Source organism: Peptoniphilus duerdenii ATCC BAA-1640, assembly GCF_000146345.1.
Classification (GTDB): Bacteria; Bacillota; Clostridia; order Tissierellales; family Peptoniphilaceae; genus Peptoniphilus_B; species Peptoniphilus_B duerdenii.
The window spans coordinates 1,956,695-1,978,772 of the sequence record NZ_GL397071.1 but is presented as its reverse complement, the minus strand read 5'-3'; the positions used below and the strand labels follow the sequence as shown (position 1 = coordinate 1,978,772).

At 36.0% G+C, this 22,078-nt stretch carries 19 protein-coding genes; all 19 read left to right on the top strand.

All coding sequences use genetic code 11. The features are described 5' to 3' along the window. Window positions 1-33 precede the first annotated feature (33 nt). The 19 genes from HMPREF9225_RS09895 to HMPREF9225_RS08820 all read left to right on the top strand — a co-directional run bounded on the left by HMPREF9225_RS09895 (window position 34) and on the right by HMPREF9225_RS08820 (window position 21,601). Window positions 34-1,044 (top strand): metallophosphoesterase family protein, encoded by a 1,011-nt coding sequence (locus HMPREF9225_RS09895; protein WP_008902619.1) that lies wholly within the window; start codon window positions 34-36, stop codon window positions 1,042-1,044. Beyond that, window positions 1,034-3,319, top strand: a complete 2,286-nt coding sequence (locus HMPREF9225_RS08905; protein WP_008902618.1) for an ATP-binding protein — start codon at window positions 1,034-1,036, stop codon at window positions 3,317-3,319. The genes HMPREF9225_RS09895 and HMPREF9225_RS08905 overlap by 11 nt, the downstream gene beginning before the upstream one ends. Beyond that, window positions 3,316-3,996 carry a metallophosphoesterase gene (locus HMPREF9225_RS08900; RefSeq protein WP_008902617.1) on the top strand — a complete coding sequence of 227 codons (681 nt, stop codon included), beginning with the start codon at window positions 3,316-3,318 and terminating at the stop codon, window positions 3,994-3,996. Before HMPREF9225_RS08905 ends, HMPREF9225_RS08900 begins: the two co-directional genes overlap by 4 nt. Then, complete coding sequence (locus tag HMPREF9225_RS08895; RefSeq protein ID WP_008902616.1) at window positions 3,987-4,526, top strand: class IV adenylate cyclase; 540 nt, start codon at window positions 3,987-3,989, stop codon at window positions 4,524-4,526. The genes HMPREF9225_RS08900 and HMPREF9225_RS08895 overlap by 10 nt, the downstream gene beginning before the upstream one ends. Before the next feature lie 50 nt (window positions 4,527-4,576). Then, the gene (gene ppsA / locus HMPREF9225_RS08890; RefSeq protein ID WP_008902615.1) at window positions 4,577-6,901 is read left to right on the top strand and encodes a phosphoenolpyruvate synthase; all 2,325 of its coding nucleotides are present in this window, start codon (window positions 4,577-4,579) and stop codon (window positions 6,899-6,901) included. Between the two features lie 176 nt (window positions 6,902-7,077). Next, entirely contained in the window at window positions 7,078-7,392 is a 315-nt protein-coding gene (locus tag HMPREF9225_RS08885) for a kinetochore Spc7 family protein (RefSeq protein ID WP_008902614.1), read from the top strand. 2 nt (window positions 7,393-7,394) lie between these two features. Beyond that, window positions 7,395-8,426, top strand: coding sequence for a V-type ATPase subunit (locus HMPREF9225_RS08880; protein ID WP_008902613.1), 1,032 nt, complete (start codon window positions 7,395-7,397; stop codon window positions 8,424-8,426). Further along, the gene (locus HMPREF9225_RS08875) at window positions 8,417-10,348 is read left to right on the top strand and encodes a V-type ATP synthase subunit I (protein ID WP_008902612.1); all 1,932 of its coding nucleotides are present in this window, start codon (window positions 8,417-8,419) and stop codon (window positions 10,346-10,348) included. The genes HMPREF9225_RS08880 and HMPREF9225_RS08875 overlap by 10 nt, the downstream gene beginning before the upstream one ends. Then, window positions 10,348-10,767, top strand: coding sequence for an ATP synthase subunit C (locus HMPREF9225_RS08870; RefSeq protein WP_008902611.1), 420 nt, complete (start codon window positions 10,348-10,350; stop codon window positions 10,765-10,767). The genes HMPREF9225_RS08875 and HMPREF9225_RS08870 overlap by 1 nt, the downstream gene beginning before the upstream one ends. Next, window positions 10,767-11,072: a V-type ATP synthase subunit F gene (locus HMPREF9225_RS08865; protein ID WP_008902610.1), complete on the top strand. Its 306-nt coding sequence runs from the start codon at window positions 10,767-10,769 to the stop codon at window positions 11,070-11,072. The genes HMPREF9225_RS08870 and HMPREF9225_RS08865 overlap by 1 nt, the downstream gene beginning before the upstream one ends. A 10-nt stretch (window positions 11,073-11,082) precedes the next feature. Beyond that, entirely contained in the window at window positions 11,083-11,691 is a 609-nt protein-coding gene (locus HMPREF9225_RS08860; protein ID WP_008902609.1) for a V-type sodium ATP synthase subunit E, read from the top strand. 8 nt (window positions 11,692-11,699) lie between these two features. Further along, the gene (locus HMPREF9225_RS08855) at window positions 11,700-13,469 is read left to right on the top strand and encodes a V-type ATP synthase subunit A (RefSeq protein ID WP_008902608.1); all 1,770 of its coding nucleotides are present in this window, start codon (window positions 11,700-11,702) and stop codon (window positions 13,467-13,469) included. Next, window positions 13,470-14,909 carry a V-type ATP synthase subunit B gene (locus HMPREF9225_RS08850; protein WP_008902607.1) on the top strand — a complete coding sequence of 480 codons (1,440 nt, stop codon included), beginning with the start codon at window positions 13,470-13,472 and terminating at the stop codon, window positions 14,907-14,909. It abuts the gene before it with no gap. Window positions 14,910-14,925: 16 nt separating this feature from the next. Next, window positions 14,926-15,546, top strand: coding sequence for a V-type ATP synthase subunit D (locus HMPREF9225_RS08845; protein WP_008902606.1), 621 nt, complete (start codon window positions 14,926-14,928; stop codon window positions 15,544-15,546). A 400-nt stretch (window positions 15,547-15,946) separates the two neighbouring features. Then, window positions 15,947-16,876 carry an ABC transporter permease gene (locus HMPREF9225_RS08840; protein ID WP_008902605.1) on the top strand — a complete coding sequence of 310 codons (930 nt, stop codon included), beginning with the start codon at window positions 15,947-15,949 and terminating at the stop codon, window positions 16,874-16,876. 1 nt (window position 16,877) lies between these two features. Further along, the gene (locus tag HMPREF9225_RS08835) at window positions 16,878-17,903 is read left to right on the top strand and encodes an ABC transporter permease (protein WP_008902604.1); all 1,026 of its coding nucleotides are present in this window, start codon (window positions 16,878-16,880) and stop codon (window positions 17,901-17,903) included. A gap of 12 nt (window positions 17,904-17,915) precedes the next feature. Further along, window positions 17,916-18,953 (top strand): ABC transporter ATP-binding protein, encoded by a 1,038-nt coding sequence (locus HMPREF9225_RS08830; RefSeq protein WP_008902603.1) that lies wholly within the window; start codon window positions 17,916-17,918, stop codon window positions 18,951-18,953. Further along, window positions 18,943-19,917, top strand: a complete 975-nt coding sequence (locus HMPREF9225_RS08825; RefSeq protein WP_008902602.1) for an ABC transporter ATP-binding protein — start codon at window positions 18,943-18,945, stop codon at window positions 19,915-19,917. The genes HMPREF9225_RS08830 and HMPREF9225_RS08825 overlap by 11 nt, the downstream gene beginning before the upstream one ends. Before the next feature lie 10 nt (window positions 19,918-19,927). After that, complete coding sequence (locus HMPREF9225_RS08820; protein ID WP_008902601.1) at window positions 19,928-21,601, top strand: peptide ABC transporter substrate-binding protein; 1,674 nt, start codon at window positions 19,928-19,930, stop codon at window positions 21,599-21,601. Window positions 21,602-22,078 lie beyond the last annotated feature (477 nt).

Genomic DNA, 22,078 nt, shown 5'->3' with positions numbered 1-22,078 from the left:
GGCTCCTTTTTTTATGAAAAGATAAGGAGTAATATGAAACTAATACACACTGGGGATTTACATTTAAAAAAATCCTTTAATAATATAAATTTTGATAAGAAACTAAGACAAGAAGATCTTTGGATCACTTTTGAAAATATTGTAAAGGCTTCAAACGATGTGGATTTTCTGCTTCTTTGTGGAGATCTATACGAAAGGGAGTTCTTTACTCTTTCTGACTTAAAGAGATTCTTCCAAACATTGGCAAGCACAAGTGCAAGAGTCTTACTCTGCTTTGGAAACCACGACTTTATCGTAGATAGAGAAGTTCTAGACATAGTAGATATTCCAGAAAACGTATATATTTTTGGAAATAGTCTAGATTATTTTGAATTTGAAGATACGAGGTTCTACGGATTTTCCTGGGACAGAGACTCTGATCCAAAAATCGATTTAAATATTAATTTAGACCATAATTTTACGAATATACTTATGATTCATGGTTCCTATGAAGACATGGATAAATATTTTAGTTTCACAAAGGAAGACATATCAAGGTACGATTTCGTTTTCTTGGGCCATATTCACAAGAGCTGTGAACCTGCAAAAAATGTCTACTATTCAGGAAGTCCAGAAGGTCTTAGCTTTTCTGAAACAGGAGATAAAACTTATAATCTCGTAAATATTGTGGATAAAAACATAATTCTTGAAAAGATAAAATCAAATCGTAGAAATGTTGTAAATGAAAAGATAGATGTGACGGGTGTTGAACTTTATAAACTTATAGATAGAATTTCTAAGTTTAGTGATGAAGATGTAGTTCGCATCGAACTTATGGGCAAGGCGGAAAATCCTAAGTATTTCTTCGAAACTCTAAATGAAAGATTTCCAAGTATAGTATTTGAAAATAAAATGGAGATGAAGGTGAACCTAGAAGAGATTATAGACAGGAATCAAGATAATTTCTTAGGTAAATACTTGGAAAAGCTAAGCCTTGATAAACCATTGGAAAGAAGGGCAATAGAAATCGGATTGGAACTTCTGGGTGATTATAATGAAATTTAAAAAGATTGAACTTAAATCATTTGGAAAATTTAATAACAAGACCTTAGATTTTGAAGATGGATTTAACTTCATCTATGGAGAAAACGAAGCGGGTAAATCCACTATGGAATCAGCAATCTATGGACTTTTCTATGGATTTTCAAAAGATTCTATTAAGAGAAGGCTCTATGACGATAAATTTGAAAATTATAGACCTCTTTTAAGAGGAGAATATCATGCGAACATAGAATTTGCCGATGAAAAAGATTTTAGAATCGAAAGAGATTTTGCCTCAGAAAATGTAAAGGTACTAAATTTAACAGATTCAGAAGATATCTCAGACGATATTGAATTTAACAAGTACTCCAGAATCAAACAACCGGGAGCCAAGTTCATTGGCATGAGCTCATCCATATTCAAATCCACATTTTTCGTAGAATCAGATGCCATCGCACTAGTTGAGAGTCTTAGAACAGAGTTAAGAGACCTTATTCTTGAAGTAAGTAGCACTATGGACATATCTAGATCCACTTCAGTTGCATTAAAGGAGATGGATTCCAGAATAAAATCTCTTGGAAATGAGGGTTTAAAAAGCTCTAAACTTGGTGCTATTCAAGTAAAGGTGGATAGACTTTTAAAAGAGAAACTAGAGCTTGATGAAAAGTCTGAAAAGTATAATTCCTACCTAAAAGACCTAGAAGATCTCTACAAAAGAAATAAATCATTGGATGAAGAGTTAGTTCTTTGCAACCAAAAATCTGAATATGAAACCTACAAGGAAGTTGAAAGACTAAAAAAAGAAATCGAAAGGATTAGAGAACTTAAAAATCTAGACATCCATCGTTACGAAAAACTTTTGGATTTAAATGATAGACTTAAGAGAGTATTTAGCGAGATTGATGAAGTAAATCTAGAACTGAAACAGAAAAAAGTCGAAACTCTTACCAGTAGCGTCAAGAGGGACTACGAAAATCTCCGCAAGAGTCTAAATAGATTACAGGAGTTAAACAGCAGGAACTACTCTAGAGAGATTGCAAATATAGCCCATGACGTAGAAAATTTAAAAATAAAGGAAAAATTCCTCTACCTACTATTTGTAATTCTAGGGGTTATATCTATTGGAATTGCTGTAGCTTCTTTTAAATTTAAAATTTACTATCTATTAATTTTACTTCTGCCAATAGCCTTCTATTTTCATTTGAGGATAGTTAAATTTAGGGTAAACCATGGGCTCATTCGTTCCCTTATCTCTAGAATGGATGCTTTGAGAAGACTATCTCAAGATAAAACTATTGAAAAAAGAGAGATGGATACTCTTTTCTCAGCCCTATCTTCAAAATACTCTGTGAAAACATCAGAGCTTGAAGATACTTTAATAAATCTAATGAGAGACGAAAGCATCAATGATTATAAAAAATCTCTAAGGGACAAAAATTATGAAGACAATCTAGAAAAATTAAATAGACTTAAAGAATTAAGGGATAAACTCCAATCAGAACTAGATAATAGCCTTAGGATGGAAGAGGTTTCAAACCTTGATGAACTTCGTGAAAAGTTCAAAAACTCAGCCACAGAAGAATCTGTAAATAATAGAATAAGAGAACTTAACAGAGCAATAGAATTTCATCTAAATGGAAAGAAATTTGAAGATTTAAATAGAGAAGTGGTAAGTACAGACTTTGATTTCGAAACATTGAGAAAAGAAAAGAGAGAAGTTGAACTAAATATCTCCAAAAACGAAATAAATATTCAAAACTTGGATCTAAATTTAAACAGAATCCAAGAGATTGAAGGAGAGATCGAAGACCTTCGAGGCTCCATGGAAGATTTAAATTTCGAAAGAGAAGCACTGGAACTTTCAAAATCAACACTTCTTAGGGTTATGCTTGAAAACAAAGAGGACAACCTACCTAAGATAATCGAAAAGACTTCTCTATATTTTAGAGAAATAACAGAAGATAAGTACGAATACGTAATGATAGATGACGATTTGAAACTTTCAGTAAAATCAAGAGATCTAGGCATTACAATCGATGAGAAAAACCTAAGCACAGGCACCATCGGTCAGCTCTACCTTTCATTTAGACTTGCTCTAATTGAAATCATAAGCGAAGAAAAGATTCCTCTTATCATGGATGATGCGTTACTTACTTTCGATGATAGAAGGGCTAGAACCACCATGAAACTTCTTAGAAAAATCTCAGAAGATCGCCAGGTGCTTTACTTCACATCCTCAACAAGGGACCTAAAAGTTGCGGATGAAATGAAAATAAATATATTGAGGCTAGAAAAATGATCTACGCAATAGCAGACCTACACTTAGACTCCAGTGGCGAAAAACCGATGGATATCTTCGGTGAAAATTGGATAGGCCACGATAAAAAAATATTTGACTCATGGAATAAGAATATAAAAGAAGATGACTTAGTCTTGTTGCCGGGAGATATTTCCTGGGGACTTAAACTAGAAGATGCAAGGCGTGATTTAGAAATAATCGACTCTTTGCCTGGGACCAAGATCATCACCAAGGGAAATCACGACTATTGGTGGAGCTCCATGAGCAAATTAAATGCACTACAACTTAAGAAAACAATATTTTTAAATAACACTTCCTACGAATATAATGGCATAGGAATATGCGGAACTAGGGGTTGGATGGACAAATCCAGCTCCGAATACAAATCCGATATGGAAAATATATATTTAAGAGAGATGGGAAGGCTTAGAAACTCAATAGAAAGTTCAAAAGCAGAGAGAAAAATCGTCCTTCTTCACTATCCGCCATTTGATGGAAATAAAAATCTAAATGATTTTGGTAAGATTGCATTGGAATATAAGGCGGAGGTTCTTCTCTACGGGCATCTTCACGGCGAAGGACATAGGGAAGTTGTGGAAGGTAATTTCGATGGAATGGAAGTCATCTGCGTTTCATCTGACTTTATAAATTTCGAGGTAAAGAAGATATGGGACTAGAGCAAGAAGTAAAAATAATTGGGGCAGATTTAGAAAATATTGAAACATATTTGAAAAATAATGGTGGCATATATCTCGGCGAAGAAGATCAAGTAAATATACTTATAAATTCAAAATCCCATCCAATTAAAAGTAGCACAGGATACTTTAGAATTAGGAAAACCCACTTTGTAGAAAGAAATGAAGATGAGATTGAACTGACCTTTAAAGAGAGGATAAAAGATAATAATCTTAGAAAAAGCATTGAGCATACAGTCGTAATAAATGAACTTGAACCTATGATTGAAACGCTTAAACTGCTTGGTTACGACAGTTTTGATAGTACTAAGAAAAATAGAAGATCTTACACTTACAAAGGGGCGAGATTTGATTTTGATACCCATGAAAAATCTGTGCTTCCATATCCATACTTAGAAATTGAAGTAGAAGATAAAAATAAATTAGATGAACTTTTAAAAGAACTAAACATAAAGGATGAATTTGTATCCACACTTTCCATCAAGGAGTTAATCGAAAAAATAAAAGACTAGTGCAATAGATTTTTTTTGTGTTATAATAATATTGAAAGAGGAGGCTGAGGATGTCTTACAAATATATTAAATTTTTTAACGAGATCAAAAAAGATGATCTACCAGTAGTAGGTGGAAAGGGAGCAAACCTAGGCGAAATGACTGGAAATGGATTGCCAGTTCCTCCAGGATTTTGCGTAACCGCAGGAGCCTACAAAGATTTTATACATTATGCTGAACTTGACGAAGTAGTTACATTTTTAATCGAATCACTAAATGTGGACGATGTAGAACAGCTAAACGACGTATCTAAAGAAATTAGACAAAAGATTATGGAAGCCCCAATACTTCCAGAACTTGAAGAAGAAATTAAAAAATCATATTTAGATTTTTCAAAATCTATAAATATGACAGATCCAGAAGTAGCTGTTAGAAGTTCAGCAACCGCTGAAGATCTACCAGATGCATCCTTTGCTGGTCAACAAGATACCTACCTACACATCAGAGGAGAAAAAGAACTCGTAAATCATGTTAAGATGTGTTGGGCATCACTATGGACCGGTAGAGCAATTTATTACAGAGAAAAACAACATTTCGATCATTTTGACGTGCTACTTTCTGCAGTAGTTCAAAAGATGGTAAATGCTAAAAAAGCTGGTGTAATGTTCACAGCAAATCCAATCAACAAGAGTACAGATGAGATGATGATCAACTCATCCTGGGGACTTGGTGAAGCGGTGGTAAGCGGAACAGTAACTCCAGACGAATATATAATCGACAAAGAAACAAAAGAAATCAAAGAAAAACACGTCGCTTCTAAACTATCAATGGTAGTTAAGAAGGAAGTTGGTGTTGGAACAGAAGTAGTAAATGTTGAAGACTATCTTGGAAAAGATGCAGTTGAAGCTGAATCTCTAACTAGAGAAGAACTAAACAAACTCATCGAAATGGGACTAAAAATAGAAAATATTTACGGTTCAGTTCAAGACACTGAATGGGCGTTTGACAAAGATACAGGAGATTTTTACTTCCTACAATCAAGACCAATAACAACCATTGGTGGAGAAGAAAAAGAAGAAAAATTAATTCCACTTTGTAAAGGACTTCCAGCAAGCCCTGGAATCGGACGTGGAATAGTTAAAAATATTAAGAATTTAACAGAAATCTCTCAAGTTGAAGAAGGAGATATCCTTGTAACTGAAATGACAAATCCTGACATGGTACCAGCTATGAAGAAGGCTAGAGCAGTAGTTACAGACGAAGGTGGAAGGACTTGCCACGCAGCAATCGTATCTCGTGAACTACAAATTCCATGTATAGTTGGAGCAAAGAATGCAACACAGGTTCTTAAAGATGGAATAGAAGTTACAGTCGATGCAACTAGAGGAATAGTATATAAAGGAAATGTTTTAAACGAAGAAGTAAAAGTAGAAGAAAAATCTACTGAAAAAACTCAAACTGTTACAGCATACAATCCACCAATCACAGCAACAAAGATTTACATGAACCTTGGTGAACCAGATCTTGCGAATAAGTACAAAGATCTATCCTTTGACGGAATCGGTTTAATGAGAACTGAATTTATATTCACAAATATGATTGGTGAACATCCAATGTACCTACTCAAAACTGGTCGTGGAAATCTTATGATAGACAAACTTTCTGAAGGAATTTCAAAAGTAGCAACAGCTATCTTCCCAAGAAATGTGGTAGTTAGAATGAGCGACTTCAGGACCAACGAATTCAGAGGATTAAAAGGCGGAGACGAAGTAGAACCGATAGAACAAAATCCTATGATTGGTTGGAGAGGAGTATCCAGATATATTTCTCCAGAATACGAAGAAGGATTTAGACTAGAATGTAAAGCTATAAAGAGAGTGCGTGAAGAATACGGACTACACAATGTAATAGTTATGCTTCCATTCGTAAGAACTCCAGATGAACTTAGAACAGTTAAAGCAATCATGGCTGAAGAAGGACTAAGACAATCAGATGGACTTAAGATTTGGATCATGGCAGAAGTACCTGCAGTAGTATTTAGAGCAGAAGAATTTGCAGAATTAGTAGACGGATTCTCAATAGGATCAAATGACTTAACTCAACTTATAATGGGAGCAGACAGGGACAACGGAGTACTAAATAATATGGGTTACTTCGATGAAAGAAATCCATCTGTAAAGGCAGCCCTTAAGACACTTATTGAAGCTTGCAACAAAAAAGGCAAGACCTGCTCAATCTGTGGACAAGGTCCATCTCAATATCCGGAACTTGCAGAATTCTTAGTGGAATGTGGAATCACATCTATCTCTGTAAACCCAGATACGGTTGAATACACAAGAAGACTAATAGCCTCAGTAGAACAAAAACTTATTTTAAACAAAATAAGATCACTATAATAAAAAAGTTAAAGAGTTCGGCGACGAACTCTTTTTTAATTTAATTTTAATACTTGTTACTAATAAAATAAAAAAATGGGTACAATAAAAATATAGTATTACTGAAAATTACAGTAAGATATTCCTTGTATATATTATTTTTTAGGAGTATATTATTATAGGAAAGAGGGAATGGCATGAAAGATACTATTAACAGCATCTTAGACATAGAAGAGAGAACCAAGAATGTCATGGAAGAAACCGACGCAAAGATAAATTCCATGAAAGAAGATCTTCAAAAGAAACTCTCTCAAATGGAAAGTGAAGTTACAAAGGAAGCAAAAGATGAAGCTTCTCTTAAATTTTCTGAAATCATGGCATCTGCTGAAGAAGAAGTAAAGAAGAGAAAAGACGAAATTCAAAATGAACTTTCAAAGATTGATGAAAATTTTAAACTTCAAAAAGATGAACTGGTAGAAGAAGCATTTAAAAAATTTATATTGAAGGGATAGAAATGGGAGATTTCAATGCAGTATCAGCTAAAATGAGCAAGATGACTTCTGAATTTTTAACTGATAGGGACTATATAAGCATGTCTAGATTTCAAACCGTTTCTGAAATAATCACCTATCTAAAAGAAAACACAAAGCTATCCTCCTACTTCGACGGATATGAAGATTCCTACGAAGCAGAAAGAAAGCTGGATCTTTACAAGCTAGATCTTTTGACTAAGCTAAGACATTACTACAAAGGAAATTACTTAAACTTTGTAAATGCAGCTATTTCTGAATTTGAAATAGATGATATAAAAAGAGTCCTTAGGTATTTAAAGACAAAGGATGGCAGAAGAAGTTTAAAAGATAGACTGATAGTTCTAAATTCCGATAATTTAATAGAAGAAAATGACACGATAAAGACTTTTGTTGAAAAGCTAAAAGGCACCAAGTACTACAAAGTTCTGCGCCAATACGTAGACGATGCGGAGGATGTAGTGCTTTTTTATATGGAGATGAACCTGGACAAGCTCTACTATCAACAGCTAGTTGAAATTTCAAATACATTTTCAAAAGCTGAGAAACAAAAGGTGGATGAAGTTCTAGGAGTTAAGATCGATCTCTTAAATATAACTTGGATATATCGTGGAATTAAGTACTATGGGCTAATGCCTGAGGAACTATTAAATTTTGCGGTAATCGGAGGAAAAGTTTTTAACTTCGATAGACTTAGAGAAATGGTATACATGGATATAGAAAAAGAGTTTGTTCCATATATTTTAAATTCCCATTATGAATTTCTATTCCAGGGTGAATCTCAGGATATCTACCTGGACAGAAGAAGTTCAAGATTTCTCTACTACACATGTAGAGAGGTATTTAAGAGAGACTTCTTTGATTTTTCAAAGTTCGCAGCATTTATGTACATCCTGGACTTTGAAGTTAAAGATATAAGAGGAATTATGGAGGCAACTAGATTTAATCTATCTCCAGGAGAAACTCTAAACTACTTGGTAAGAAGCTATAAAGGAAGTGAATTGACTTGGCTGTAGAAAAAATGAGAATAATGAATGTGGTCGCTCCACTGGAAGTAATGGAGAGTGTGGTCGTAGATATTCTAAAGACTGGTGCAGTAAGCATCATAAACTCACAAAATCAAATCGACAACAACGCCTTTACTTTCAATCTTGAAAATGAAAACAACCTAGAGCGAGCTATAGAACTAAATCATATAGCGCCTTTTGAAAGGGACTCAATGCTAAATGTAACCATAGAAAAGGCAAAAGAGATGGAAGAGTTCTTTGGTATAAAGGATCTAAAGGTTGACTACGACAGGATAGATATGGGAGTGGACTACGAAGCCTTCTATGATGAAATCAAGTACAAATCCAAAAGATTAAAAGAAATCAGAGAGGATTTGAAAGTCATAGATGGAATAGAAGAAAACTACGACTATTTTAAAAATGTAAACATAGATCTATCCAAACTTTCAGATTTAAAATATTTTAAGGTAAGGTTTGGAATCCTTGATAAGGAAGCTAGATTTAGATTAAAGAAAAACTATGGAAATATTCTTGCGATGATATTTCACACCGCAACCATTGATGAAGGTGAAGTATATCTTGCAATCTTTCCAAAGGAAGTTGAAAAGGAAATAGACAGAATCTTAAAGAGTCTAAATTGGGAAGATGTAGAAATCCTAGGAAGGTACAAAGGGACCGCAAAAGAAATCCTAGAAAATTTCGAATCTGAAAAGGAAGCTTTAAGAAAAGAAGAAAAAGAAATCCTGGAATACAGAGACAGTTTCTTAAAGAGCAATAGAGAAAAAGTAGAAACCGCCATAACCTCCATGCTGATTTCAGAAAACATAGAAGATGTAAAGAGATTTATGGCAAAATCAAATAAGTATTTCTACCTATCAGGTTGGGTGAGTCTAAGGGATAAGGAGAGCATCGAAAAGATCTTATCCAAGTACGATGGACTACTTATAAGTTTTAAAGATCCTATAGAACAGGGCATCAAACCACCGACTAAACTTAGAAACTCAAATTTTTTTAAGCCCTTTGAACTTTTAGTAAACATGTATGGGGTTCCAAGCTATACGGAAAAAGACCCGACCCCATTATTTGCAATTACCTACATGCTACTTTATGGAGCGATGTTTGGTGATTTTGGACAAGGGGCAGTATTTTTCTTAGGGGGAATATTTTTATCTAAGAAGAACAAAGGCTTTGGAGGACTTTTAAAACGCCTGGGACTTAGCTCAGCAATCTTCGGTCTTCTATACGGATCCGTATTTGGAATGGAAGACTTAATAAAGCCAATTCTAATAAGGCCATTTGAAAATATAAACACCACCCTTGGAGCAGCCATAGGTGTGGGGATCGTATTTTTAATAATATCTTATGCCCTTGGATTCATAAATAAAATAACGAATAAAGAGTATGAAGAAGCCTTCTTAGGCAAGGAAGGTCTAGCAGGATTTCTCGTATTCTTAAGTTTTGTAAATTTAGCAGCATCAAAAGTTTTAAATGTAAACATCGTTCCGACAAAACTATGTATCGCAATCATTGGAGTCTCACTACTTGCAATGATACTTTCAAAAGTAATCATGTCAGCTATAACAAAGAAAAAGATTGAGACAGAAGATGGATACTATATAGGAGCTGTATTTGGACTACTTGAAACCATACTTAGTGTAGTTTCAAATATAATTTCATTCATAAGGGTTGGGGCATTTGCCATAAACCACGTCGGACTATTTATCGCATTTAAAACCATTGGACAGATGATAGGCACCACCAGTGCGAATGTCATCTCACTTATAGTAGGAAATATAATAATAATCGGTCTAGAAGGACTTATAGTATTCATTCAAAGTCTAAGACTTGAATACTACGAAATGTTTAGTAAATATTACACAGGAGACGGATATGAATTCGTCCCAACAACAATACGTTTGGAGGATAAATAATGGAAAAAATAATAATCATAGCACTTGTATTTGTGCTTTCAACTATCGCAACAGGAGTTTACTACATGTACAAAGGAACTTCTGTAGATGAAAAGAAACTTCGTATGTTTTTAAAATTCAACATGGTATTTTTCTTACCACTTATGTTTATGACAGTATTCACCCTTGTACCAGGATTTGTAAGCGCACAAACTGAAGGCGGATCATCACAAGGACTTGGATTTATAGCAGCTGGACTTTCAACAGGACTTGCATCCCTAGGAGCAGGCGTTGCAGTTGCAAACGTAGGTTCATCTGCCATCGGAGCAGTATCAGAAGACTCTAAAATACTTGGTAAAACTATGATTTTCCTAGGCCTTGCAGAAGGTATCGCCATCTACGGACTTATCATCTCAATTATGATTCTAGGTAGACTATAATGAAATCTCTTGTGATTTCTAGAAATAGAGATGTGACCACAGGACTTAGGTTGTCTGGAATAGACGGCAAATTTTGCAAAGATGTAGAAGAGCTACGCACAAATTTCAAAAAATATAAAGATGATGATTCCATTGGAATAATAATTCTAACGGAGAGAGACTTCAATGAAATTAAAGAAGAAGTCATAGCAAAGAAATTAAGCGGAACTCTTCCTCTTGTAGTAACTATCCCTGGACCTAAGGGAATCGAAGACAAGGACTTTATCCTAAGGTATATCAAAGAATCCGTAGGAATAAAGCTCTAAAGGGGGAAATATGATTTTACTTGAAAATAAAATTGCGATCTTTAATAAAATCGTGTATTTGGAAAGAGAAAAAGATTGTGAAGCGAGGATCGAAGCCACCAAAGAAGAGATAGAATCCACCCTACAAAAAAAGAAAAAAGAACTTCAAGATATGAAGAAAGAACTCATAGATAGAAGAATCTACCTTGCCAATGAAAAGAAGTATGAGATGATTGGTAAAGCTAACGAAATGAAGAGAATCAAGAAGCTTGAAAAAGCTGATGAACTCGTAGGTCTTCTAATCGATGGAGTCTATGAAAAGATAAAATCTTATGTAAAGGAAGATTCCTACAACGATGAACAGATAAATAGATTTAAAAAACTTTTAGACAATCTACAAGAAGGCAGATACATCGTTCATGTTTTAGATGTGGATGTAGAGCTCAAAAAATCTATGGAAAATTTGGCAAAGGAAAAGGGAATCAGTCTAGAATTTGTATCCCTAGATCCAAAGAAACTCGGTGGATTTATAATTCTTGACGAAGAAATGACATATAGCATCGACAAATCCCTTTACAAAATTCTCGAAGATAATAGATACGAAATAGGCAAGATGCTTCACTTTGCACTCAAAGGTTAGGTGATATTTTGAAAGAAGGATTAATTAAATCAATAAATGGTCCGGTAGTAGTTGGAAAGAATATGGCGGATTTCAAAATGAGAGAAATGGTAGTAGTCGGCGAAAAGAAACTTATCGGCGAAGTCATAACCATCGAAAAAGATTTGGGAACCGTGCAAGTCTACGAAGAAACCTCCGGACTTAAAAGAGATGAAAAGATAATACCTACTGGAGCACCACTTTCAGTTAAGCTAGGACCTGGACTTATCTCAAATATGTTTGACGGTATCGAAAGACCTCTACAAAAGATAAAAGATGAACACGGCAACTTCATGCCAGAAGGAATCGGTCTTATATCCCTAGACGAAGAAAAACTTTGGGATGTAAAATTTGAAGTTAAGGTAGGAGACACGGTAGAAGGCGGAATGATTTTCGGAACTGTAAAAGAAACTGAAATCATCACCCATAGACTACTAATACCAATAGATGTAAAAGGTAAGATTACCTCAATAGTTCCAGAAGGAAAATATAATATAGAAACAGAACTTTTGGAAGTGGAAGACGAAGACGGCGTAGTACATGGAGTTAAGATGTACCAAGAATGGCCGGTTAGAATTCCAAGACCTGTTAAAAATAGACTACCAATCGATAGACTACTTGTAACTGGACAAAGGGTATTCGATGTATTCTTCCCAATTGCAAAGGGAGGAACCACAGCAGTACCAGGCGGATTCGGTACAGGCAAGACCATGACCCAACACCAAATCGCTAAGTATTGCGACGCGGACATCATCGTCTACATCGGCTGCGGCGAACGTGGAAACGAAATGACAGAAGTACTAGAAGACTTCCCAAAACTAATCGACCCACACACTAATAAACCGCTAATGGATAGGACAATCCTTATTGCAAACACATCCAACATGCCGGTAGCAGCGAGGGAAGCATCCATCTACACAGGAGTAACCATTGCAGAATACTTCAGAGACCAAGGCTACCACGTTGCACTAATGGGAGATTCCACATCAAGATGGGCAGAAGCTCTTCGTGAAATCTCAGGAAGACTTGAAGAAATGCCAGCAGAAGAAGGATATCCAGCCTACCTACCATCTAGAATTGCAGAATTCTATGAAAGGGCAGGATACGCGGAAACTCTTTCAAATAATGAAGGCTCAGTTACACTTATAGGAGCAGTAAGCCCTGCAGGAGGGGACTTCTCCGAACCAGTAACAGAAAATACCAAGAGATTCGTAAATGTATTCTTGGCACTTGATAAAGAACTTGCTTACTCAAGACACTATCCAGCCATAAACTGGATGAACTCTTACTCAGGCTATGTAAAGATGCTTAAGAATTACTACGATATGAACCTGGACGGAGATCTACCAGCACTTAGAGCAAAATTCTTAGACTTACTTCACAAAGAAGCAAAACTAAATGAAATAGTAATGCTCGTTGGAGAAGACGTGCTTCCAGATGATCAAAGGCTCGTGCTGGAAATCTGTAGAGTAATCAAAGTTGGATTCTTGCAACAAAACGCATTCAACCCAACGGACACCTATGTGCCACTTGAAAAACAGTTTGAAATGCTAAAGACCATAGATCTACTTTTTGAACTTGGAAATGAAGCAGTAGAAAAACAGATTCCAATCTCACAAATTAAAAACGACGCCCTCTACGGCAAGGTTATAAACATGAAGTACGACGTACCAAACGACGACCTATCAAAAATCGTAGAAATAAATAACGAAATCAAAGAATTTTATAGAAAATTAATAGATGAAAATGTAGGTGAATAGATGAAAAAGAATTATTTATTACTAGATAAAATAGAAGGCTCACTAATTGAACTTTCGAACCTTCATCATGTCTCCTACGATGAAGTAGTTGAAATAAAGACTAGGGATGGCAAGAAATCCATGGTGGGAACTGTAGTAAAAGTAGATGAAGACAAGGCGACCATCCAAGTCTTCGGTGACCTACTAGGAAGTTCTACAAAGAACATGGAAGTAACCTTTGAAGCTAGACCATTTGAAATACCACTAACAGATGAAGTCCTAGGCAGAGTTTTCGACGGACTTGGAAGACCGATAGATAAAGGTGGAGAAATCTACGCAGATAAGTTCTACAACGTAAACGGAAGACCGATAAACCCAGTTGCAAGACTATATCCAAGAAACTTTATTCAAACGGGAATCTCAGCCATAGATGCACTAATGACACTTATCCGTGGACAAAAGTTACCGATATTTTCTGGTTCAGGACTACCACATAATGAACTTGCAGCACAAATCGTAAGACAGGCAAAAATATCAAATGCAAGTGGAGAAGATAACTTCGCCATAGTATTTGCAGCCATAGGAGTAAAACACGATGAAGCAGATTACTTCCGCGAAGAATTCAACAACGCAGGAGTATCAGAAAATGTAGTCATGTATGTAAACTACGCAGACGATCCAATAATGGAAAGACTTATCGTGCCTAAATGTGCCCTAACCTGTGCAGAATACTTGGCGTACGAATGTAATAAGCACGTGCTAGTAATCATGACAGATATAACATCCTACGGAGAAGCCCTAAGAGAAGTATCATCATCTAGAGAAGAAGTTCCATCTAGAAAAGGATACCCAGGCCATCTCTATTCAGACCTTGCAATGTTATACGAAAGAGCGGGAATGATAAAGGGAATAGATGGATCAGTAACACTTATACCGATACTAACCATGCCAAATGATGATATCACCCATCCAATCCCAGACCTTACAGGATATATAACAGAAGGACAGATCGTACTATCAAGAGATCTTCACGGCTCAGGAATATATCCTCCTATCAACGTCTTGCCTTCACTATCAAGACTAATGAAGGACGGAATCGGAGAAGGCTACACGAGAGAAGATCATGCGGACTTATCCTCACAACTCTTTGCATCCTACTCAAAGGTGCAAGAAGTAAGAGCTCTTTCACAAATAATCGGTAGAGAAGATCTATCCGATTCAGATAAGAAGATTCTAGACTTTGGAGATGAATTTGAAAAGAAATTCCTACGCCAAAGATTCGATGAAAATAGAAATATAGAAGAAACATTGGACCTAGGATGGGAACTTTTAAAGATATTGCCAGAAGAAAGCCTAGACAGAATAGACCCAGAACTAAAGAAGAAATATTTAAATAGAAAAGTAGAAGATAATAAAGAAACTCACGAAGAAGTAGAGACACAAAGTAAAGACAATAAATAGTAGAAGGTAGGATAAAATGGCAACCAAAGTAATACCTACAAAAGCAAATCTTTTACAGACAAAAGCGTCCTTGGAATTTGCGAAAAAAGGCTACGACCTACTGGATAAAAAACGGACCGTCCTTATAAAAGAGATGATGGACCTAAACAAAAAGGCAGCGGAAATACAGAATAAAATCGTAGTAGAATTTGCCAAGACCTATAGAGCACTAGAAGATGCAACCATCACCATGGGAACAGAATCCATCTTTGAAGTATCAAAAGCAGTGCCAATAGAAGACGACTACGAAGTAAAATTCAGATCCGTCATGGGAGTAGAACTTCCAAAGGTGAAGTACGAAGAAAAAGAAAGACGAGCAGAATATTCTTTCCATAGAACTACATCTGCCTTCGACGAAGCAAGCATCGACCTTCACGGAGTTAAGTACTTGATCTACGAACTAGCAGAAGTAGAAAACTCAGTATTTAAACTTGCCCAAGAAATAAAAAAGACTCAAAAGAGAGCCAATGCCTTGGATAAAATACAGATTCCGAAGTACACAAAGATAGTAAAAGAAATCGAAAATATCTTGCAAGAAAAGGAAAGAGAAGATTTCTTTAGACTAAAAAAAGTAAAAGATAAGAAGAATAGAAAATAAAAGAAAAAAATAAAAACTTAAAGATATGAAACTTAGAGCCAGATGGCTCTATTTTTTTTATGCAAAACTACATATAGTACAACCAGATATTATTTTGACTACAAATTTCTCCTAACAAAATTTATTTTAAGTAGAAAATTTTTTCTAATAGAACATTATCATTTATTAAAAATCATTAAATAAATAGTAACTATTATCGTTTAACTCATTAAATCGCAAAATTTAACAAAATTACAAAACTTTTTTTGAATTATTTTTTTGCATTCATTTTTAGGAATGCGATATCAATCGCTTACTATACATATTTTTCGCGAGAAATAGCCGTTTGATTGTTTACTTTTTAACGCTTGCAATTTACCAAGTTAAAGTATATAATACATAACTATATTAGGAGGTTAATATGATAAAGTACATTTTTAAAAGAATATTACAGGCAATTGGGGTTATTCTTCTCGTAAGTATTATCACTTTTGTTCTTATGGACTTAGCTCCAGGGAGCCCTTTTGCCAGTGAAAAATCCCAATCACCGGAAGTTCTGGCTGCTCTAAATAAAAAGTACGGGCTAGATCAACCTAAGATGGTTCAGCTCAAAAATTTTATATTAAATGCTCTTAAAGGAGATTTTGGAGTTTCTTTAAAAATGCAAAAGAATAGGCCAGTTATTGACATCATAAAAGAGATGTTTCCAACCAGTGCCAAACTCGGACTTCTTGCACTTACATGGGCAACATTAGTTGGGGTTCCTCTAGGTTGCCTTGCAGCATATAACAGAGGTAAACCTGTTGATTCAATCCTGCGGGTGTTGACCACCATTGGTATTTCTGCTCCTGGATTCGTAGTTGCGACGCTTCTACTTCTACTATTTGGAGTTAAGCTGAAGCTGCTTCCAACTATGGGGCTTGTAGGAATCAAATCCTACTTTATGCCGGTGTTCGCTCTAGGGTTTTACTCTATGTGTTATATCGCTAGGCTGTCTAGGTCTTCCATGCTTGATGCCATCGGTCAAGACTATATCAGGACGGCCCGTTCAAAGGGTGTTTCCGAGTCTAAGATTCTTTTTAAACACGCTCTTAAGAATGCTTTTATACCTGTACTTACCTACTTAGGACCACTTACTGCTGGTATTATTACAGGCTCTATGGTTGTTGAATCTGTATTTTCAGTACAAGGTATGGGCAGATATTTTGTAAACTCAGTTTTGAATAGAGATTATCCGATTATTATGGCTACCACATTATTATTTGCGACCTTGGTTGTTTTTATGAACATGGTAGTTGACATTCTATATAGATTTATAGATCCAAGAATTGACTTAACGAAAGGGGCTTAGAATGGAAAATTTTTTCAATCTTAACAAAAAACTAAATCTTGATGAATATAACTTCACTGAAAACGACTTTGATCTTGCGTCAGTTGAACAAAAGGAAAATTTCATGACTAAAGCTCCTTCTACCTCCTATTTTAAGGATGCGATGAGAAGGTTAAAAGCAAACAAGATTGCCATGGTGGCTCTTATGTTCATCGTGGTGGTTGTCATATTTGCCTTCATCGGACCACTATTTGTGGAAGGGGATTACACCACTCAATTTAGAGGAGACGAAAATTTATTTCCATGTGCTAGGTATCCTTTTGGAACAGACAAGCTAGGAAGAGATATCATGGTAAGAACTATGTATGGTACCAGGGTTTCTCTTATAGTTGGAGTTTTCGCTTCACTTATCGTACTTTTCATAGGTTCTATATATGGAGCGGTTTCTGGATACTTCGGTGGAAAAGTCGATGCTCTTATGATGAGATTTCTAGATCTTATCTACTCAATTCCTGATGTACTTGTAGTAATTCTACTTTCAATCGGAATATCAACTCCTTTAAAGGACTTTGTAAACAGTTCCAATTCAGAGTTTGCCAAGAAGATTGCAGTCCTTGGTCCTGCGCTTATATCTATATTTATAGCCTTTGGACTTCTATACTGGGTCGGAATGGCGAGGATGATAAGAGGTCAGGTTCTTATGCTTAAGAAACAAGAGTTTATCACTGCAGTGGAAGCTCTAGGTGGATCTAGAAAGAGAATTATCTGGAGACACTTGTTCCCGAACTGTATAGGACAGATAATCGTAATGACAGCCATGCAAATTCCATCAGCGATATTTCTAGAATCATTCCTATCCTTCTTAGGAATAGGGGTTTCAGCTCCGATGACGTCTCTTGGTGCTATGGCAGCAGATGCTCTAGGAGGTATATATTCCTACGCATATAGGCTCATCATTCCATCATTAATCCTAAGTCTTATGATACTATCACTTAACCTATTTTCAGACGGCTTACGTGATGCACTGGACCCAAGACTTAAAAAGTAGAGTAGGTGAACAATGAATACAGAAATGAACACAGAATTAAATAAAGAATTAAAGATAGAAGATAGAAAAGAAATATTAAAGGTTGAAGACCTGCAAGTATCTTTCTACACACCAGTAGGAGAGGTACAAGCGGTGGACAAGATTAGCTACACCTTACACGAAAATGAAATCATGGGCATCGTTGGAGAGTCAGGCTCAGGTAAATCCGTTGAATCATATGCGATTATGGGACTTCTACAAAGTCCGGGCAAGGTAAAGGGTGGAAAAATCCTCTACAAAGGAGAAAATGTCCTAGACTATGACAAAAAACAGATGAGAAATTTCAGAGGAGCTAAGTGCTCCATGATCTTCCAAAATCCTATGACCTGTCTAAATCCAGTATATACAATTGGAAACCAACTTATGGAAGCTGTCCTAGTTCATAGTAATATTTCTAAAAAAGAAGCCTATGACAAGGCGGTTAACATACTTGAACTAGTCGGAATTTCAAACCCAGAAAGGCGTATGAAACAGTACCCTCACGAATTATCAGGTGGTATGCGTCAAAGGGTCATGATAGGTATGGGACTTATTTGTGAACCAGACATACTTATTGCTGATGAACCGACTACTGCGCTGGATGTAACCATTCAAGCACAAATCCTTGAACTTATCAAAAAGATTCAAGAAAAGACCAAGATGAGTGTAATCTTTATCACCCACAACTTGGCGGTAGTTGCACAAATTTGTGATACGGTATGCGTAATGTATGCAGGTAAGATCGTTGAAAAGGGAACTGTAGAAGAAATATTCTACAACCCACAACATCCATATACAAAGGGTCTACTTGGCTCAATGCCAAGAATTGACTCAAAGGAAAATGAAAGATTAAAATCCATCGAAGGAACTCCGGTGGACATGTTAAATCCACCGGAAGGATGTGGATTCTCAAATAGATGCGACCATTGTATGAACATCTGCTTGAGAAAAGAACCACCGATGATAAATATATCAGAAGATCACAAATCAAAATGTTTCTTACACGTAAAGGAGGCAGTACATGGAAGATAAAAAACTAGTAGAAATAGATCGCTTAGTAAAACATTTCGATGTAAACTCAGCCTTTAGTGGAAAAGCAAAAGTAAAAGCTGTAGACGATGTATCCCTATTTATAAAAAAGGGAGAGACATTGGGACTAGTTGGAGAATCTGGATGTGGAAAGACCACACTTGGAAGAACAATACTAAGACTTCATGAACCGACTAGTGGAAGAATAGTCTATGACGGCGAAGTGATCTATGACAGTGAAAAAAATATAAAAAAGGACATGTATCCATATAGAAGAAAGATGCAAATCATCTTCCAAGATCCATCCGCATCCCTAGATCCAAGGATGACTGTAAGGGAAATCATAGGAGAAGCACTGGATATACATGGACTTTGCCAAAAAAATAGAAATGAAAGAATAAAAGAACTGATTAAAAAAGTAGGACTTAATGAGGAACATTCAAATAGATATCCACATGAGTTTTCTGGAGGACAACAACAGAGAATTGGGATAGCAAGAGCACTGGCAGTAGAGCCAGAGTTCATAGTATGTGATGAGCCGATTTCAGCACTTGACGTATCCATCCAAGCCCAAATAGTAAACATGCTTGAGGATATGCAAAATGAACTAGGTCTAACCTATCTATTTATAGCTCACGACCTTTCAGTAGTAAAACATATCTCCGACAGAATAGGAGTTATGTATCTTGGAAAATTAGTCGAGCTAGTAGATGCACAAAGACTCTATGAAAATCCGCTACATCCATATACAAAATCTTTGCTATCAGCAATCCCAGTACCAGACCCAGAAGTAACTAGACAGAAATCCAGGATAAAACTACAAGGAGAGATACCATCTCCTATAAATCCGCCGACTGGATGTAGGTTCCATGAAAGATGCCAGTACGCGACGGAAAAATGCAGTCAAGTAGAACCACAAATAAGAGAATTAGAAGATGGTCACTTTGTAAGTTGCCACAACGTTTAGGAGGAAAAAAATGTTAAAAAAATCAAAACTATTAATCTTAGCATTAGCATTTACCATGCTTTTAACAGCATGTGGTGGAGGCAGTAAGCCTGCAAACAAAAACGCAGAAAAAGGAAATGGAGATACAGCCGTATCAGAATTTGAACCAGGAAAAGTAGACGGAGTTCTAGATTTAAATATAGCATCAGAACCAGAAACCATAGACCCACAACTAAATACATCAGTTGATGGAGCTATCATAGAATCACACCTATTTGAATCACTAATTAGATGGGATGACGACGGACAAGGAAACGCAGTACTTAAACCAGGTATAGCAGAATCTTGGGACGTAAGTGACGATGGATTAACATGGACATTCCACCTAAGAGACGCAAAATGGTCAGACGGAAAACCAATGACTGCAGGCGACTTTGTATATACATGGAACAGATTAGTTAACCCAGAAACAGGAGCAGACTACGAATACATGTTAGACATGGTAAAAGGATATGACAGCGAAGACAAGAAACTAGACATATCAGCACCAGACGACAAGACATTTGTAGTTAATCTAAGTGTAAAATGCCCATACTTCGAAGAAATCTGTGCATTCCCAGCAGTAATGCCAGTAAGAGAAGACGTAGTATCTAATAAAACATGGACAACTAGCGCAGATACACTAGTAAGTAATGGACCTTACAAACTAGAAAAATGGGACCACAACTCTCAACTAATACTAACTAAGAACGAAGAATACTATGATGCATCATCAGTAACAGCAGAAAAATTAAACTTCCACTTACAAGACGATCAAAACGCAATCTACGCATCATATAGATCAGGAGATTTGGACTTTATAAACTCAGTACCACAAGAAGAAATACAAAAACTTCTAGAAACAAAAGAACTAAAAGTACTACCACAAGTAGGAACTTACTTCGTATGTTTCAACACAGAAAAACCACCATTTGATGATGCAAGAGTAAGAAAAGCATTCTCACTAGTAATAGATAGAGACTTCATCGTTAAACAAGTTACAGGAAAAGGAGAACAACCAGCATCAGCATATGTACCAGCAGGAGTATATGATGCAGACGGAGCAGAAGGAAAAGACTTCAGAACTACAGGCGGAGACTACTACTCAGTTAAACCTGAAGACTACGATAAGAATGTAGAAGAAGCTAAGAAATTAATGGAAGAAGCAGGATATCCAAACGGAGAAGGCTTCCCACAAATAGAATATCTATACAACACAATGGAAAGTCATAAAGCGATAGCAGAAGCACTACAAAATATGTGGCAAGAAAAACTTGGCGTACAAGTAACACTTCAAAATCAAGACTGGAACGTATTCTTAACAGAAAGAAAACAAGGAAACTTCAACATAGCAAGACATGGCTGGATAGCAGACTATAACGATCCAATGTCATTTATAGATATGTGGATGACCGGTGGTGGAAACAACGACGCACAATACAAGAATCCAAAATTCGACGAATTAGTAAAAGCAGCAAAAGCAACATCAGATCAAAAGTTAAGAATGGAAAACATGCATAAAGCAGAAGACATCCTAATAGGAGAAGACTCAGTAGTAGCACCAATCTACTTCTACACCAACTCTTATATGGCTAAGCCAAACATCAAGGGAATCTACTACACACCACTAGGATACTTCTTCTTTAAATCAGCAACAGGATTCTAAAAAATAGAAGTAAAAAATATTAAAGAAAGAGACTGTAACAAGTCTCTTTTTTTGTGTAATTTATTATATAGGTTCACCCATCAAAACTGCTTTGTAGCGGAAGCAATCTGCTTCCATCAACATCGGTATTAAACTCTCTTAACTCAGGCGTAAGGCGTACGACAACCATTCCTATTATTTATCTCTGTAGCGGAAGCATTTTGCTTCCACAGCCGGGCAGTCGAGTTCAACAAATCAGCCTTCATTACATTCGGCTTCTTAGGAACTATGCATAAGACCTGCTACGAAATCAAAGATTTCGGCTAGGGCTTCGACGCTACAATATCCTCCCAACTACAGTCACCCTGAGCGAACGAAGTGAGTCGAACGGGTATAACTTCCGACGGTCAAGTCTTTGCAAATGAAATAATTTCAAAAATTATAATAAATTTAAATAAATATCCTATACATAACCTAAACCAAATCTTTCTTCTTCAA